Here is a 14,689-nt window from a genome sequence, read left to right on the forward strand (position 1 = left end):
TCGAGAGCTAATGGGAATATATGTTCGGTTCATTCAGTGTAGCGCCAGCGGTAGACGAAACATCGAGTCCGCGACCTTGATGCGGTTCCGTAGGGGGTTGTCATCATCAGCTATTTGTTCTATAACTGCTATAGCAGAGGTGGAGGTAGGGGTCATGATCCTCAACGTAGACCTATCCGGTGAGGTGCCGATCTACCAGCAGCTTCGGGACCAGATCGTGGAAGCGATCGCCGACGGTGTGTTGACGGAGGGCAGTTCCTTGCCCGCCACGAGGACGCTTGCAGCCGATTTCGGGATCAATTTCCATACCGTGAACAAGGCCTATGACCTCCTGCGTCAGCAAGGTCTAATCCGTCTCAACCGCAAAACCGGTGCGGTCGTGACCACTACGGTCGCGGAGCCGCCGTTCCCCTCCGACTGGACTGCGAGGGCCCGGACTCTTCTGGCCGAGGCCGTTGCCAGGGGAATCCCTGCTGACGAGGTTCTCCGGACCTGCCAGTCCGTGCTCGATTCGTTTGGTTCCAAGCAGCGGGAGGATACGCCATGATTGTTGCCACAGTTCTGGGCTTTGTTTTGTTAGGGCTTGTGCTCCTGCTCGGTCTGGTTCTGCCCTCAGTCACCAGCCCGACGGTGCCATTCGGGGTCCGGGTACCGGCTCAGCGTGCCGAGGACCCCACCGTGGTCAGGCAGGTCCGCACCTACCGGTGGAGGGTGCTCATCTGCGGGCTCGTCGTCGCCGCAGTGGGCGTGGGGTCTTTCGCGGCGACGGGGGAGCCGTTGCTGCTGCCGGTGTCGGTGCTGGTGTTGGTTGGCCTCTGGTACGGGTGCTTCTTCCTGGCCCATCAGGAGATTCGGGCCGCGAAGGCCGCCGGGGCCTGGTTTGAAGGCCTGCACCAGGGCATCTCGGTGGACACCGGACTGCGGACGGAGCCGCCGCGGTTTCCTTGGCGTTGGTTGGCGCCGGCGGTAATCATCACGGCAGCAACGGCCGTGATTGGCGTGGTCCTCTACCCGGCCATGCCCCAGATCCTCGCGGTGCACTATGGCGCCAACGGTCTCCCGAACAGGGAGGTAGGCAAGTCCGTCGGTGCGGCCTTCTCGCTAGTGTTCGTGCAGGTGGGCTTGACGGCGCTGCTCGGAGGCATGGCGGCGGCCATCATCCGCAGCAGGCCGGACCTGGATCCGGCGCACCCGGTGGGCTCCGCACGCTGGTCCCGGCACTACATCACGCTGGGTGCCAAGGCGCTGCTGGGGCTGGTGGCCATGATCGATTTGGGAATGCTGGGATCGTCGCTTTTGATGTGGACAGGAACCGTCACGCCGTGGGCGCCACTAGTCATCGTGATCCCGGTCCTGGCTGCCGTCGTCGTCACCGTTGTAGTCCTGGCCAGGAACAACCGGGAACGGGGCCAGGACGGCGAGGATACCGGGCTGACCCACCGGGACGACGACAGGTACTGGCGCGGTGGCCTGTTCTACATCAACCGGGAAGACCACGCCCTGCTTGTCCCGCGCCGGTTCGGCATTGGATGGACCCTGAACTTCGGCAATCCCAGGGCGGCGATGCTCCTGGCCGCCGTGGTTGCCCTGATCGGACTCGTAGTCATCTTCCGTTTGGGCGGCTGACACGGCAGACTACCCGGCGCGTCCCTAAGATGACAGCTGTCTGAAAGGGATAATCGATCTATGAATGTACCTAACACGGGCAGCCCGGATTCGGGTTTCAACACGCTGGTCCATCGTTCACGCCTCCGGTTCCTCGTGATGGTCGTGGTGGGCTTGGGCACGGCCCTGGCCGTGGGGGCGCTGAAGTCCTGGGCATACGCGCCGGCGATGGGTTGGGCGGCGGCGTCTCTGACCTATCTCATCTGGGTGTGGGCCGTCGTCGGTCGGCTGCAGGCGGAAGCCACTGCGGCCCACGCGCGGCGTGAAGATCCGGGACGGGGCGTCTCCGATGCGCTGGTCTTAGTGGCCACCGTGGCCAGCTTCGCCGGGGTGGCCCTGATTCTGCTGGACGCCTCCAACGCCGAAGGGGGCACAAAGGCGGCCATCATCTCGATGGCCCTGGGCAGCGTGGCGTTGTCCTGGTTCCTGGTCCATACGCTCTTCACCCTTCGCTATGCCTCCATCTATTACCGGGACAAAGCCGGTGTGGACTTCAACGAGGACAAACTTCCGCGCTATCTGGACTTCGCTTACCTGGCCTTCACTGTCGGCATGACCTTCCAGGTCTCGGACACGGACCTTAAGACAGAGGAGATACGCGCCACCGTGCTGCGCCAGGCGCTGCTGTCCTATCTGCTGGGAACTATTGTTCTGGCCACCACCATCAACCTTGTCGCCGGCCTGATTCACTGACAAGCGTCTTTGAGGCTGATGACCTGCCTTTGACTACCAGCGCATTCAACCTCCCCAGGCACCTCACGCCCAAGGCAGACCCGGCGCTGATCGCAGGTGACGAGCTGCACTTCGCGGCGATTGCGGAGGCCCTCGAGAAGTCGATTTCCGACCTGTCCCACAGTCTCGACGCCGCGCGCAGGCTACGGGGCCGCCTGGGCCAGGAGGTGCTGGAGCGGGACGCGGAGATCCGGCGGCTAAGTGCACGCCTGCGAGCCCTGCGTCGCTTCGGTTTGGACCTGTGCCTCGGACGCATGGTCAAGGCGGACAGCCCCGAGCCCGTCTACATCGGACGTCTTGGCCTGACGGACAGCGAGGGTCAGCGGCTGCTCATCGACTGGCGCTCTCCGGCGGCTGAGCCGTTCTTCGGTGCAACCCACGCCAACCCGATGGGCCTGCTGAGCCGCCGCAGATACCGTTGGACCCGCGGGCAAATCAGCGACTACTGGGACGAAGTGTTCGCTTCGGACGGGTTCGAAGGGAACGCCGCTCTTGAGGACCTCTCGGCCTTTATCGCCAGCCTGGGAAGCAGCCGGTCCGCCCGGATGCAGGACGTTCTCGGCACCATACAGGCGGACCAGGACGCGATCATCCGCGCGTCATCCCGCGGGGCTCTCGTGGTCGACGGCGGTCCCGGTACCGGCAAAACGGTCGTGGCGCTCCACCGTTCCGCCTACCTCCTCTACTCCGACCCGCGCCTCGGTCACCGCCGGGGCGGCGTTCTCTTCATTGGTCCGCACCGGCCATATCTGGCCTATGTCGCCGACGTCCTCCCGAGCCTGGGGGAAGAAGGCGTGCAGACGTGCACCCTGCGGGATCTCGTCCCCGAGGGCGTCTCCGCAGCGATTGAGACTGACCCGGACGTGGCATTTCTAAAGTCGTCCGCGGACATGGTGAGGGCGATCGAACGTGCCGTCAGGTTCTACGAGCAGCCGCCCACAGCCGGGATGGAGGTGGAGACCCCATACGCCGACATCTGGCTCAGCGCCGGGGAGTGGGCGCAGGCGTTCGAGTCGCCCGGGCCGGGCACCCCGCACAACGAGGCCCGCGACGAGGTCTGGGAGGAACTGCTCACCATTGCTGCGGGCAAGTTCGACGACGGCGATGTCCCGGAGGCCGTAATCCGCCGGACATTGGCGCAGAACGCCGCGTTGGTGGACGCGTTCAGCCGAGCGTGGCCGCTGCTCCACTACGCCGACATTGTCGGCGACCTGTGGACTGTGCCCGCCTACCTGCGGCTGTGCGCGCCCTGGCTGGGCAGTGACGAGGCAAAGAGGCTGCAGCGCGCAGATCCGACTGCCTGGACCACGTCCGATCTGCCGCTCCTGGATGCGGCGCGGCAGCGTCTCGGCGACCCGAAGGCGTCACTACGCAGGCGGCGGCAGGACGCCACCCTTGCAGCTGAGCGGGAGCTCATGGACCGGGTGGTTGAGGACCTGGTGGCGGCAGATGACTCCGAAATGCTGGTGATGTCCATGCTGCGGGGACAGGACCTGCAGGAGAAGCTGGTGGATGAGGACGCGCTGCCGACTGCCGACCCGGACACGCTGGCCGGTCCGTTCGCCCATGTCGTCGTGGACGAGGCGCAGGAGCTAACCGACGCCGAGTGGCAGATGCTGCTGCTGCGCTGCCCGTCCCGCAGCTTCACCGTCGTCGGGGACCGCGCCCAAGCCAGGCGCGGGTTCACGGAGTCGTGGCAGGAGCGGCTCGAGCGGGTCGGACTGGCCCACGCGAACCTGGTGACCCTCAGCATCAACTACCGGACACCGGAGGAGGTCATGGCCGAAGCCGAGCCGGTCATCAAAGCCGTTCTCCCGGACGCCAACGTGCCGGCCTCCATCCGCAGCGGCGGACCGCCAGTCATCCACGGCTCTACGGCGGAGCTGGGCCCCGTTCTCGACGGGTGGCTCGCCGCGCACGCCGACGGTATCGCTTGCATCATCGGCGGGAATGACATCAAGCCCGGCGTGGTCGCGGCCGCGCCGCGCGTGCGGTCGCTCACGCCGGAGCTGGCGAAGGGACTCGAATTTGACCTGGTGGTCCTCATCGACCCGGACTCGTTCGGCCCCGGCATTCAAGGAGCGGTGGACCGTTATGTCGCGATGACCCGGGCAACCCAACAACTCGTCATCCTCACCTCGCCTTAGCTGGAAAGTTGAGCGCGGATCCGGACTGATGGTGCTTGCTTCAGGAGCACGGGTTAGCATGGTTAATTCACGGATTGCGTTAGTATTCCTGACTGCCGGGATCTTGGAGGAGTGGATGAAGGGCTCGTCACCGCGCGTCCTCGCCGTGATAAAGGCATCCGGTGCTGTGATGCTCCTCCTTGTCACCAGTGCGTGCACTCCGTCCAGCGCTCAGGGGCAGGCGCGGCCCGCGCAGCCGATCTCGGCAGCCTCTGCACCGGCAACGATCGGTACCAGTGGACCGGTTTCAGGCCTTGATGACACCATGGTCAAAGTTGTCGTGATCGGGGACTCGCTGAGCACGGGGCTGGGAACCTCGCCGGACCAGGCATGGCCGGAGCTCCTTCAGTCGGCGCACCTGTCCGACACGCGGCCGGTGCAGGTCAACAATGCGGCAGAGAACGGCAGCGGTTACCTGGCCGCGGGTGACGACGGGGGCACGTTCACCACGGAAGTCCAGGCCGCCGTCAGCCCCGACGCGGACGTGGTCGTTTTCTTCGGGTCCGACAACGATGCGGGGGCGCAGCCAGGCGAACTCGGGGACGCTGCGGCACTGACGTTCGCCGCAGCTTCCTCCCTTGCCCCCCACGCGGTTCTCGTGGCGGTCGGCCCGCTGTCCGGGAGCGACGAGGCAGACCCACTGTTGACCGACGTACGCGACGTTGAGGCCGCCGCGGCGCAGAACATGGGTGTGACATTCATTGATCCCATAGCTGAGCAGTGGCTCGGTGACCGGGCCGACGTCCTGTTGGGACCGGATGGTGAGCACCCGAGCGCCGAGGGGCAGGAGTTCCTGCGGGATGAGATGCAGCGGATTCTTTCCGCTGCCGTCCAGGACTGAACCGCCAGCACGACGGCAAACTCTTCAGGCAGCGTCGGCGTTTCCGGCGCGGGGTGCAGGCAGGCCCGCGAGGCGTTCGACGACGGCAAGCCCGGCCGGAGTTCCCGGCCAGTGACGCCGCAACGAGTCAGGGCCCGCGGAGCGAATCACCGAGCGAAGCACCAGTGCCATGATGATCACGTCATCGGCGTACCCGATCAGCGGCAGGAAGTCGGGAACCAGGTCAATGGGAAAGGCCAAATATCCCAGCAGGAGGACCAACTTTATTCGCACCCCGCGCGATACGGATTTGTCGGCGGCCAGTCGTCGGAGCACGCGCAGCACGTCCGGCAGAAGTCGCAAGGCGTCCCTCATCCCCACCGTTTCCGGGTGACGCCGGGCGTAGGCCCACAAGGCCAGCAGCAGGATGGCGTAGACGGCCGCCAGCCCGGCAACGGCTCCGAGGGCAATTTCCCACCACTGCGCACTCACGTAAGTCGTTCTCCTGTGAAGCCGGCTAGGTAATCCAAGAGCGTTTCCTGCAGGTGCTGGTCGCGGACAGCAGGATGCGTCTTCTCCCGGTGCTGATGGTGCCAGTAGCCGCCGCTCGTGAGGGCCTCGGGGTCATCGCTGGTAGCGAGCCATTCCTGGGTAAGGTGCCCGAGCCGAAGATCGTCGGGAGCACCGGGGCCGCCCATCTTGGTGGGCACCCAGCCGGGATCCACGGCGTTGCTCAGAACATCGGGCCATAACCGGGCGACTGCAGCCGCGAGAGCGGTGACATACAGCTTGCTGTCCGAATAGGACACCCGGGGCGCACCGCCGGACCCCTCTCCGTCACCCAGGCCACCAAGACGGCCCCCGCGGTGCATGCCGCTGCTGAGGTAGATCAGGCGGTGCGGGCGGTGGATGAGGGCGGTCAGAAGGTAGGGCGCCGCGACGTTGACCTGAAAGGTGTGGGGACCGCTCAGCACGCCCGCATTGTGGATGACGGCGTCCACGGGGCCGCTCCGGTTCACCTGGCCGGCGAGGTCACGGGTTTGGGCAATGTCCGAGAGGTCACCGACCACGCCCACCGCGCCGCGGTCAACCAGATCCGCTAGCGCGCTCAGACGCCCTTCGCTGCGTGCGTGCACGATGACATCGTGGCCGTCGTCCAGCAGGGACTGCGCCGTAGCCCGCCCGAGGCCGTCGGTGGAGCCGGTGACAAAAATGCGGGCCATCAGTTGTCCGTTCTGTGCCGGGCGGCCCGCGTTGGCATGGTCATTGCGTGCCGCATTCGATCCAGTAGCGGCGTCTGCCGTTGCGGGTGTCCTCGTAGAGGCCGCCGTTCCTCTCGATCGTAGCCCGGGAGCCCGTGTTCGTTTCATCGCAGGTGAGGAGCGCCCTGGTGATACCCAGTCCCCGGGCTATCGGCAGGGCTGCAGCCAATGCCGCAGCTGCGTAGCCACGGCGCCTGGCGGAGGGCCTGATGCTGTAGCCGATGTGGCCGCCTTCGTTGAGGAGGAAGTCGTTCAGCTCGTGTCTGATGGCCAACGAACCCAGGAACGTCCCACCCTCCACGACCCACAGGTACGTGCATGGAACGTGCCCCGGCTTGCGGGGGGCCTCCGGCAACGCATCGTTGCGGAGCGCCTCCACGAAGCGGCGAAACGACCTGGCATCCGCGAGGCCCCCCAGCGGCCAGTCCTCGGCACCTCCGCCGTCCCGGCGGGCATCCCCGAATTCTGCCGATCCCTCCAGCCAGGAGGCGTGGTAACTGACGTCCGGAGCGATAAGGAGGGGCATCAGAAGATAGTAGTCGAGGGGTGGAGCCGGGCCGCCACCGCCGGCGGGAGTGTCGCCGTCGTCGTCGGCTCCCTTCCCAGCGTTCTCAGCGGTTGACCCGGCTGCGATGCCGTCGGCCACGAAGTTGAACGTCGTGCCGCCCGGCACCTCCAAGGGCTGGTTATGGATTGGTTCGGACCGGCGAGGAGGCTCTCGCCGTGTCATGCGATTCACGCCGCCACAGTTCACCTATTGTCGATGGGTGGGTACGAAACAGACGGCCGAGCTGGAGGGGCAGACCTCCATCAACGAGCTGCTCGAGGAGCCGATCGGCGCTACCCACATCCAGCTGGTCCTGCCCATCCATGTCCAGCTCCCAACAGGAGAATTCCGCCGCGTCTCCTGACCCCCTTTGCGCGGCGGTGCGTGGCAGCACCCAGAAGTGCGCCGCCGTCGTGAAGTACGACGGCGGCGACTGGCTTGGGAACGTAGCTCTCTTGGGGCGCGTAACGCTTAGCGGATGGTGAGCTTGCGGCCTTTGATCAGGAGCCAGAAGATGCAGCTGGTTTCGCCGATGATGGCGAACAGGCCGTACATGGGGGTGAATCCGTTCACCAGTGCGACCCCCAGGGCATCGATGATGTACCCGGTGCCGGAGATGACCAGGAGGACGCCGAGGACTTTGGGGACGAAGGCGGAGCGGAGTTCCAGGTACCCGATGAGGATGAGGTAAAGGCCGAAGAGCCCCAGACTGATGAGCCAGATGGTGCGGAATGATTCGATGGCGTGCAGGGCCTGTCCGGGTTCGTTCAGCAGGGTGTAGGCGTAAACGAGCTGACCCGTGGCAACCGCGAAGAGTCCGGCGAACGTGATCCGCAGCCAGGCCGCGGCCGCAGACAGCCGCCGGTTAACGCTTTTGAACAGTGCGTACCAGGCAGCGGCGACGAGCACGTCGAGCAGGATAACCACGAAGATGCAGGCGACGCCGGCAAGATAGACCGGCGCTGACTGCAAGATAGCCTGGGCTGTCTTCGCTGAGTCACCGGGGGTGATCAGCGGCACCACGGCACCGAAGTAGCCCGCCGTCATGAGGAGCACCATGGCCAGCAGGGCAAGGCCGGAAACCAGGCTCGCGGTGGCCGGGGACCAGGTTCGTAAAGCCAGCTTTGAGGGGCGTTGGGGCGCGGGGCTTTGCGACACTGTGCTCGGTGGGGCTGCAATGGTGCTCACGATGTATTCCTTACGTTGTAAGCTTATGATGTAAGTAACCTACGCCTACGGTGTAAGGTAAGTCAATGGGGCCAGAAGAAGGAGGGGGATGTGCCTGCGAAAAAGATGCAGCGGACTGAAGGCCGGGCGCGTTTGAGCCGTGGCCGGGTACTCGGCACTGCCATCAGGCTGGCGGACGAGGGCGGCATCGAGAAGCTCTCGATGCGACGCCTGGGGGAGGAGTTGGGTGTGGAGGCAATGTCGCTCTACCACCATGTCTCGAACAAAGAGGACCTGCTCAACGGCATGATCGATGCCCTCTATGGCGAGATCGAGTTGCCGTCCCATGACGATCACTGGAAGACGGCCCTGCGCAAGCGGTCCGAGTCCGTGCGGGCAGTCCTGCTGCGCCACCCGTGGGCCAACGGCCTGATGGACTCGGCAACCCAGGCCGGCCCCGGCACGCTGAGGCATCATGACCGGGTGCTCGGTACATTCCGGAACGCCGGATTTTCCCTGGCCATGACGGCGCACGCTTTCTCCGCGCTGGACAGTTACGTGTACGGCTACGCGAAGCAGGAAAAGGCCCTGCCGTTCGACTCGGGCGAGGAGGCGGCAGCCATGGCCAACGTCATGCTCGCCCAGTTGCCGCCCAGTGAGTACCCCTACCTCCATGAACTCATGGCGAAGCATGTCCTCAAGCCCGGGTACAGCTACGCCGACGAATTTACCTTCGGGCTGGACCTGGTGCTCGACGGTTTGGAACGGGCCAAGGGATCAGCGGGCTGAGAGCCAAGATACTCGGGCTCGACGGTGCGTTTGGCAGTGTTCCGATCAAGATCGGCTCAAGACTCCATCAACGTTGTCCGAGGTTCGCCGCAATTTCGGTTTTCCTGCCCCGAAGACAAATATGCTCAGCATTTACGTGAAGTTTCAAGAGAAAAAGGTCGGGCTCAACGTCGAGCCCTGCCTATTGGGGAATAAGAATTGTCGAACTACCAGACCCTTTTCGGGTCAGCACCGTCTGCTCCCGAGCCCGGACCGAACCCGCCACGCAGGCCGCACACTTCCACGCTGATCGTCGGGAGCATAACAGCGCTCTTTGTGCTTATTGGTGCCGTCGTCGGAGGGTTCGGTGGTGCACTGGTTTTCCTGGGCATCTCGGCGGGGCTAACCAGCCTTTATGTCATGGTCACGGGACGCCGCTCCTGGGCGTGGCTTCCGGCGAAGCGGAAGGCTGGCGCCATCGCCCTGGCCGTTTCCTTTGCGCTGTTTTTCACGGGCGCCCTGGCGTTGCCGCGGACCAGCGCGGCTGACCTTCAGGCAGCCTCTTCGGACTGGAATGCCTCGCCGGCCACCGCCACAGCGAGCCCCTCGGCCAAAAGTTCGCCGTCGCCGTCGTCCGCTCCCACCGCCCAGGCCACGGACGCTCCGCTCGATCCTGAGACCCCGAACGCCTTGGCGGGCGGCGCCACCGCGGCGGCTCCGAACGCGCAGCCGGCCTTTGCCACCAGGGCGATCGACCTGTTGGCTACCTTGCCCATCAAGGGCCGGGCACCGAAGACCGGCTATGACCGGGCGCTGTTTGGGCAGGCGTGGCTGGACGTGGACCGCAATGGCTGCGATACCCGGAATGACATGCTCAAGCGCGACCTGACCGGCATCACGTTCACCAACAGTGTGCCGTGCAAGGTCCAGTCCGGCACGCTGGCGGACCCCTACACGGGCAGCACCATCACCTTCCTGCGGGGGAGTGCCACCAGCACCGCCGTGCAGATTGACCATGTTGTTGCCCTGAGTGACGCCTGGCAGAAGGGCGCGCAGCAGTTGACCATGGAGCAGCGGACGGCCTTCGCCAACGACCCGCTGAACCTCCAGTCGACGGACGGCCCCACCAACATGAAAAAGGGCGACGGCGATGCCGCCACCTGGTTGCCGCCGAACAAGGGCTTCCGGTGCGAATACGTTGCCAGGCAGATCTCGGTGAAGGCAACGTACAGCCTGTGGGTCACCCAGGCAGAGCACGACGCGATGGCCAGGATCCTGGGCGACTGCGCCGGCCAGTTGGCACCCACCAACGAGCAGTCACCTGTTGCCGCGGCGCCCGCACCCGCCCCCGCCCCTGCGCCGGGACCCCCGGTTGCGGCTGCCCCGGTGGCTCCCGCGCAGGCTCCGGCGCCGGTTGCCCCAGCACCCGTCGTGCCGGCACCCGCACCCGCAGCACCTGCAGGCGTCTACTACGCCAACTGCGCGGCCGCCAAGGCCGCTGGCGCCGCGCCGATCCGTGCAGGGCAGGCCGGCTACCGGTCGGCGCTGGACCGCGATAACGACGGCGTGGCCTGCGAAAGCTAGCTCTGTTCCATCACTCGTTCCAAACTTTCCTAGGGGGAAAAATGAAAAAGACACTGGCACTGGTTGTACTTGCCGGCCTCATGCTGACAGGCTGCGGGGGCACGAAGGAGGCAGCGAAACCGACAGCCGCTGCTGCGGTGGTTGAGGCTATCGCGGTTCCCAGCGTGCTGGGCCTGACTTTGGACAAGGCCACTGCTCAACTGGAAGATCTTGGGTTCAAGGTCGAGGCTAAGGACACAGTCGACGGCAAGTCGATCATGTCAAAGAAGAACTGGCAGGTAACCTCCCAAGACCCCACGGAGGGCGCATCCGCGGCAAAGGGTTCCACCGTGAACCTCGGCGTCAAGTCCCTTGAGAAGATTGCAGCTGAAAAGGCTGCTGCCGACAAAGCTGCCGCCGACAAGGCTGCAGCAGAGGCAGCTGCTGCAGCCAAGGTTGCGGCGGACAAGGCGGCGGCAGATAAGGCCGCAGCAGATCAGGCCGCTGCGAAGGTGGCCGCCGAACAGGCAGCGCAACAAGCGGCAAAGAAGGCACCAGCTCCCGCACCCGTAGCTCCGGCACCGGCACCCGCGCCGGCAGTCAAGGTTCCGGCTGCCGTCTCCTACGCGAACTGCGCAGCTGTCAAAGCTGCTGGTGCCGCGCCGCTGTATGCAGGGCAGCCTGGCTACAGCACCAGCCTTGACCGCGATCGCGATGGCGTGGCCTGCGAGAAATAGGTTTCAGGGGCTGTGAAAGCCGTGGATACCTCTTCGGAGGTATCCACGGCTTCTGCTGTGAAAAGTACTTCAGCACATCCGGGTTAGGGGCTGACCACCCGCCCGTTCTGGATCAATACCTCCAGGTGGTCGGCGATGTCGGCCAGCACGGCGATATCGGCAAGCGGGTCAGCGGACAGCACCAGCATGTCGGCGTCGGCGCCGGGCGCCACGACGCCGATCTGGCCTTCGCGCCCCAGCAGTTGTGCCGCCGTCGTGGTTGCCGCGCGGATGGCCGCGATGGCCGGCTGGACTTTGCCGAGGAGGCGGAACTGTTCGTTCTGGTGGCGGTGCATGCCCCCGAGGAGGTCAGTTCCGAAAGCCATTTTGACCCCGGCTTCGTGTGCGCGGGCGATGGCTTCGAGGCCACTGGTGAGCACTGAATCCACCTTCGCCCACATCTCCTCCGAGAGGCCGAAGCTCCTGCCTTCCTCCTTGAGCGCCCAATAGGTCACGAGAGTGGGGACGAGGAAGGCGTCCTTTTCGGTGAACAGGCGGAGGCTCTCGTCGTCAAGCAGGTTGCCGTGCTCGATTGAACGGACGCCTGCCTCAAGGGCACGGTTGATGGCACGCGCAGTGTAGGCGTGGGCCGCGACGTAGCGGTTCGCGGCCTCGGCCTCCTCCACGGCTGCACGCATCTCCTCCATCGAGTACTGAGTGGAGTCGATGCGGTCCGTGGGCGATGACACTCCGCCGGAGGCCATGATCTTGATGTGGTGGGCGCCTTTGCGCAGTTCATCCCGCGCGGCGGCCCGGACGGCGTCCACGCCGTCAGCCACGCGGCCGATTCCACAGCATCCACGGCCGTTGGGCTCATGGTCTTCGCCAGGGAGGCGCATGTCGCCGTGGCCGCCGGTCTGGCTGAGCGCGTGCCCGCAGAAGTGTATTTTGGGCCCGTCCAGCAGGCCTTCCTGCTGGGCCATCGCCAGGCCAAAGTCGGCCCCGGAGAGATCCCGGACCGTGGTGAAGCCCCGGCGCAGCATCTTGCCCATAATCCGTGCGGTCTGCGCGTAGACGTACGACGCCGGAGTCCATGTCAGCGACCGGAAGTCGGCACTGGAGGCGACCACGTGGACGTGGCAGTCGATGAGCCCCGGAATGACGAACTTGCCAGTGCCGTCAATCACACGGGCTCCGGACGGTGCTTGGGCGTCCGGACCGATGTCGCTTATTTTCCCGTCAATACTGACGACGTCGGCAACGGAGTAGGTGCCCGACTCGACGTCCAGGACGCTGGCGTTGCGGATCACCAGCGGAGCGCTGCCGGCCACCTCGTCAGTGGGGGCAAGGGTGTTAGGGGTGGTGCTCATTATGCTGTGTCCTTCCCGGGGACTTCCGTGGGGTGGGCGGCAAATGCTTCGGTGAGGGCCGCCAGGTTCCGGTTGACGACGCCGACGGCGGTTTCCACACTGTGGTGCGTATAGCGGCCTTCGGTGTCCAGCATGGCAAGGACACCCACCACGTTGAGGCCGTCGTCGAGGACGGGAACGTTGATGACCGCACCGCACCCGAGCCGCTGGATGAGTTCGGAATCGGCGAAGACATCACGCAGTGCGTTCAGGTCGGCGGCCAGGAACGGCTTCTTGTCTTCGATGACCGTTCCGAGCCAGCCCGGGGAGATCTCCACAGTTTTCTCGCCACCCACCGGGTAATCTGCAGGGTGACTGGTGAAGAGCCGCCGAAGGCTGGACCGTTCCGGGATCCATTGGAGGGCGGTGAAGAGGACGACGCCGGGATCCCGCCGCATGTCCTGGAAGGTCTGTTGAAACACTGCCTCCGCTTTCAACGAGTCCGTTGTTCCGCTCATTTTTGTCCCGATCCCGCAGGTGCCGGATCATGCTCGGCCCTGGCATTGATGTCCTCCAGGGATTTGCCCGCGGTGGATGCGCCGAAGATGACGACACCCAGGACGCCGATGGTCAGCACCACCGTTGTCATGACGAACACTCCGCCGAAGCCAAGGGCTACTGAGAAGATGCCGATGATGGACGGTGCCAGGATGCTGCCGATGCGGCCCACGGCACTGGCCAGGCCGACGCCCGTGGCGCGCATCCAAGTGGGGAAGAGTTCCGGTGTGTAGGCGTAGACGCCGGCGTAGGTCCCGTTGAGGAAGAAGGACAACGTTGCCGCTGCCACAAGGATCATCCCGGAGTCGTTGGACTGGCTCAGCCAAAACGCGCTCAGCGCCGATCCGGCCAGATACAGGGCGATGGTGTTCTTCCGGTCGATCCGGTCGTTGAGCCAGGCAGCGGAGAAGTACCCGGGGATCTGGGCCAGGTAAATGATGATCGAGTACTCGAAGCTCTTGGTTACCGTGATGCCACGGCCCACCAGCAGCGTGGGGATCCAGGAGAAGAAGCCGTAGTAGGAGAAGGTGATGACGAACCAGATCAGCCAGATGACAGCGGTCCGGCGGCGCATGGCCCTGGACCACATGAATTTGAGGGCATTCCAGATGTTGATCTTTTGGTCGTGCTTGGTGATCTCCTCCTCGTTCCCGGGCATCAGCGGAGCGAGTTGCTTGCCGGTAGCCGCCACCACGCTCTGCTCGAAACGCTCCACTACTTCGGTGGCTTCAGACATGCGGCCGCGGCTGATGAGGAAGCGCGGGGATTCGGGCAGGCTTCGGCGCCACCACAGCAGGAGCAGGATCGGGATGGCCGTGACCACCTGGGCCCAACGCCAGCCGTCCTCACCCATCGGAACAATAAAGCGGCCAACCAGTGCCGCGCCAACAAAGCCAAATGAGAAGAAGCCGGCCAGGGTTCCAATGAACCAGCCACGGCGCTTTGGGGGAATGAACTCGGACAGGAACGGCGCGATGATGACGCTTTCGGCGCCGGCACCCAGGCCTGCAAAGATCCGGGCAATAAGGAAGATTTCGAAGTTGGGGGCCATGGCCGCCACCACGGACATCAGGCAGTAGAAGGCAAGCGCCCAGAGCATCACCTTCTTGCGGCCGAATCGGTCACCCAACCAGCCGGAGAGGATGGCGCCGAAGAAGAAGCCGAACGGGGCGGCGGAGCCCACCAGGCCCAGGCTTGCGTTGCTGAGGCCCCATAATTCCTGGATGCGAGGGAGCAGGAATGCGACCACTGCCCCGTCCATGCCGTCGAACGAGTAGCCGAGGCCTCCGATGAGGAGAAGCTTGTAGTGTGGACGACTGAGAGCCAGGCGGTCCAAGCGTGCTGTGAGAGACATGG

Annotated in this window: 16 protein-coding genes; 9 read left to right on the forward strand and 7 right to left on the reverse strand. The window is 64.9% G+C overall.

The features are described from left to right. Positions 1-154: 154 nt before the first annotated feature. The 5 genes from AB4Y73_RS15045 to AB4Y73_RS15065 are packed head-to-tail and all read left to right on the forward strand — an operon-like array spanning position 155 to position 5,424. Complete coding sequence (locus tag AB4Y73_RS15045; RefSeq protein WP_441872688.1) at positions 155-547, forward strand: GntR family transcriptional regulator; 393 nt, start codon at positions 155-157, stop codon at positions 545-547. Next, positions 544-1,626 (forward strand): DUF1648 domain-containing protein, encoded by a 1,083-nt coding sequence (locus AB4Y73_RS15050; protein ID WP_441872689.1) that lies wholly within the window; start codon positions 544-546, stop codon positions 1,624-1,626. The genes AB4Y73_RS15045 and AB4Y73_RS15050 overlap by 4 nt, the downstream gene beginning before the upstream one ends. Before the next feature lie 60 nt (positions 1,627-1,686). After that, a complete protein-coding gene (locus AB4Y73_RS15055) occupies positions 1,687-2,358 on the forward strand; it encodes a DUF1345 domain-containing protein (RefSeq protein ID WP_441872691.1) in 672 nt (223 codons plus the stop codon). 23 nt (positions 2,359-2,381) lie between these two features. Then, positions 2,382-4,544 carry an RNA polymerase recycling motor ATPase HelR gene (helR, locus tag AB4Y73_RS15060; RefSeq protein WP_441872771.1) on the forward strand — a complete coding sequence of 721 codons (2,163 nt, stop codon included), beginning with the start codon at positions 2,382-2,384 and terminating at the stop codon, positions 4,542-4,544. A gap of 58 nt (positions 4,545-4,602) precedes the next feature. Continuing rightward, positions 4,603-5,424: an SGNH/GDSL hydrolase family protein gene (locus AB4Y73_RS15065; RefSeq protein WP_441872692.1), complete on the forward strand. Its 822-nt coding sequence runs from the start codon at positions 4,603-4,605 to the stop codon at positions 5,422-5,424. 24 nt (positions 5,425-5,448) lie between these two features. Here the strand turns inward: AB4Y73_RS15065 and AB4Y73_RS15070 are convergent, their stop codons facing one another. The 3 genes from AB4Y73_RS15070 to AB4Y73_RS15080 are packed head-to-tail and all read right to left on the reverse strand — an operon-like array spanning position 5,449 to position 7,395. Beyond that, a complete protein-coding gene (locus AB4Y73_RS15070) occupies positions 5,449-5,895 on the reverse strand; it encodes a YkvA family protein (protein ID WP_441872693.1) in 447 nt (148 codons plus the stop codon). Beyond that, on the reverse strand, positions 5,892-6,626 hold the full coding sequence (locus tag AB4Y73_RS15075) for an SDR family NAD(P)-dependent oxidoreductase (RefSeq protein ID WP_441872694.1): 735 nt from the start codon (positions 6,624-6,626) through the stop codon (positions 5,892-5,894). The genes AB4Y73_RS15070 and AB4Y73_RS15075 overlap by 4 nt, the downstream gene beginning before the upstream one ends. Before the next feature lie 40 nt (positions 6,627-6,666). Further along, positions 6,667-7,395 (reverse strand): GNAT family N-acetyltransferase, encoded by a 729-nt coding sequence (locus tag AB4Y73_RS15080; protein ID WP_441872772.1) that lies wholly within the window; start codon positions 7,393-7,395, stop codon positions 6,667-6,669. 37 nt (positions 7,396-7,432) lie between these two features. Between AB4Y73_RS15080 and AB4Y73_RS15085 the strand changes: the two genes are divergently transcribed. After that, positions 7,433-7,576 (forward strand): hypothetical protein, encoded by a 144-nt coding sequence (locus AB4Y73_RS15085; protein ID WP_441872695.1) that lies wholly within the window; start codon positions 7,433-7,435, stop codon positions 7,574-7,576. Between the two features lie 107 nt (positions 7,577-7,683). Here AB4Y73_RS15085 and AB4Y73_RS15090 read toward each other — a convergent pair whose 3' ends face one another. Beyond that, positions 7,684-8,400: a DUF4386 domain-containing protein gene (locus AB4Y73_RS15090; RefSeq protein ID WP_441872696.1), complete on the reverse strand. Its 717-nt coding sequence runs from the start codon at positions 8,398-8,400 to the stop codon at positions 7,684-7,686. 90 nt (positions 8,401-8,490) lie between these two features. Between AB4Y73_RS15090 and AB4Y73_RS15095 the strand changes: the two genes are divergently transcribed. The 3 genes from AB4Y73_RS15095 (at position 8,491) to AB4Y73_RS15105 (ending at position 11,447) form a co-directional block, all read left to right on the forward strand. After that, a complete protein-coding gene (locus AB4Y73_RS15095; protein ID WP_441872697.1) occupies positions 8,491-9,168 on the forward strand; it encodes a TetR/AcrR family transcriptional regulator in 678 nt (225 codons plus the stop codon). Positions 9,169-9,366: 198 nt separating this feature from the next. Next, complete coding sequence (locus AB4Y73_RS15100) at positions 9,367-10,731, forward strand: GmrSD restriction endonuclease domain-containing protein (RefSeq protein ID WP_441872698.1); 1,365 nt, start codon at positions 9,367-9,369, stop codon at positions 10,729-10,731. A 41-nt stretch (positions 10,732-10,772) separates the two neighbouring features. Continuing rightward, positions 10,773-11,447, forward strand: a complete 675-nt coding sequence (locus AB4Y73_RS15105) for an excalibur calcium-binding domain-containing protein (RefSeq protein WP_441872699.1) — start codon at positions 10,773-10,775, stop codon at positions 11,445-11,447. Positions 11,448-11,530: 83 nt separating this feature from the next. Here AB4Y73_RS15105 and AB4Y73_RS15110 read toward each other — a convergent pair whose 3' ends face one another. Genes AB4Y73_RS15110 through AB4Y73_RS15120 form a run of 3 tightly spaced genes read right to left on the reverse strand, consistent with a single transcriptional unit; the run spans position 11,531 to position 14,687 of the window. Beyond that, positions 11,531-12,796 (reverse strand): amidohydrolase family protein, encoded by a 1,266-nt coding sequence (locus tag AB4Y73_RS15110; protein ID WP_441872700.1) that lies wholly within the window; start codon positions 12,794-12,796, stop codon positions 11,531-11,533. Continuing rightward, positions 12,796-13,293, reverse strand: coding sequence for a GAF domain-containing protein (locus AB4Y73_RS15115; RefSeq protein ID WP_441872701.1), 498 nt, complete (start codon positions 13,291-13,293; stop codon positions 12,796-12,798). Before AB4Y73_RS15115 ends, AB4Y73_RS15110 begins: the two co-directional genes overlap by 1 nt. Next, entirely contained in the window at positions 13,290-14,687 is a 1,398-nt protein-coding gene (locus AB4Y73_RS15120) for an MFS transporter (protein WP_441872702.1), read from the reverse strand. The genes AB4Y73_RS15115 and AB4Y73_RS15120 overlap by 4 nt, the downstream gene beginning before the upstream one ends. Positions 14,688-14,689: the final 2 nt, after the last annotated feature.

It is taken from the genome of Pseudarthrobacter sp. TAF60_1, assembly GCF_052113505.1.
In the GTDB taxonomy this organism is placed as follows: domain Bacteria; phylum Actinomycetota; class Actinomycetes; order Actinomycetales; family Micrococcaceae; genus Arthrobacter.

Bases quoted from the DNA above. Each gene is read 5' to 3' on its own strand.
- AB4Y73_RS15045 (WP_441872688.1), top strand. From the start codon at position 155: ATGATCCTCAACGTAGACCTATCCGGTGAGGTGCCGATCTACCAGCAG.
- AB4Y73_RS15050 (WP_441872689.1), top strand. From the start codon at position 544: ATGATTGTTGCCACAGTTCTGGGCTTTGTTTTGTTAGGGCTTGTGCTC.
- AB4Y73_RS15055 (WP_441872691.1), top strand. From the start codon at position 1,687: ATGAATGTACCTAACACGGGCAGCCCGGATTCGGGTTTCAACACGCTG.
- AB4Y73_RS15065 (WP_441872692.1), top strand. From the start codon at position 4,603: ATGGTTAATTCACGGATTGCGTTAGTATTCCTGACTGCCGGGATCTTG.
- AB4Y73_RS15075 (WP_441872694.1), bottom strand. From the start codon at position 6,626: ATGGCCCGCATTTTTGTCACCGGCTCCACCGACGGCCTCGGGCGGGCT.
- AB4Y73_RS15080 (WP_441872772.1), bottom strand. From the start codon at position 7,395: ATGACACGGCGAGAGCCTCCTCGCCGGTCCGAACCAATCCATAACCAG.
- AB4Y73_RS15105 (WP_441872699.1), top strand. From the start codon at position 10,773: ATGAAAAAGACACTGGCACTGGTTGTACTTGCCGGCCTCATGCTGACA.
- AB4Y73_RS15110 (WP_441872700.1), bottom strand. From the start codon at position 12,796: ATGAGCACCACCCCTAACACCCTTGCCCCCACTGACGAGGTGGCCGGC.
- AB4Y73_RS15115 (WP_441872701.1), bottom strand. From the start codon at position 13,293: ATGAGCGGAACAACGGACTCGTTGAAAGCGGAGGCAGTGTTTCAACAG.
- AB4Y73_RS15120 (WP_441872702.1), bottom strand. From the start codon at position 14,687: ATGTCTCTCACAGCACGCTTGGACCGCCTGGCTCTCAGTCGTCCACAC.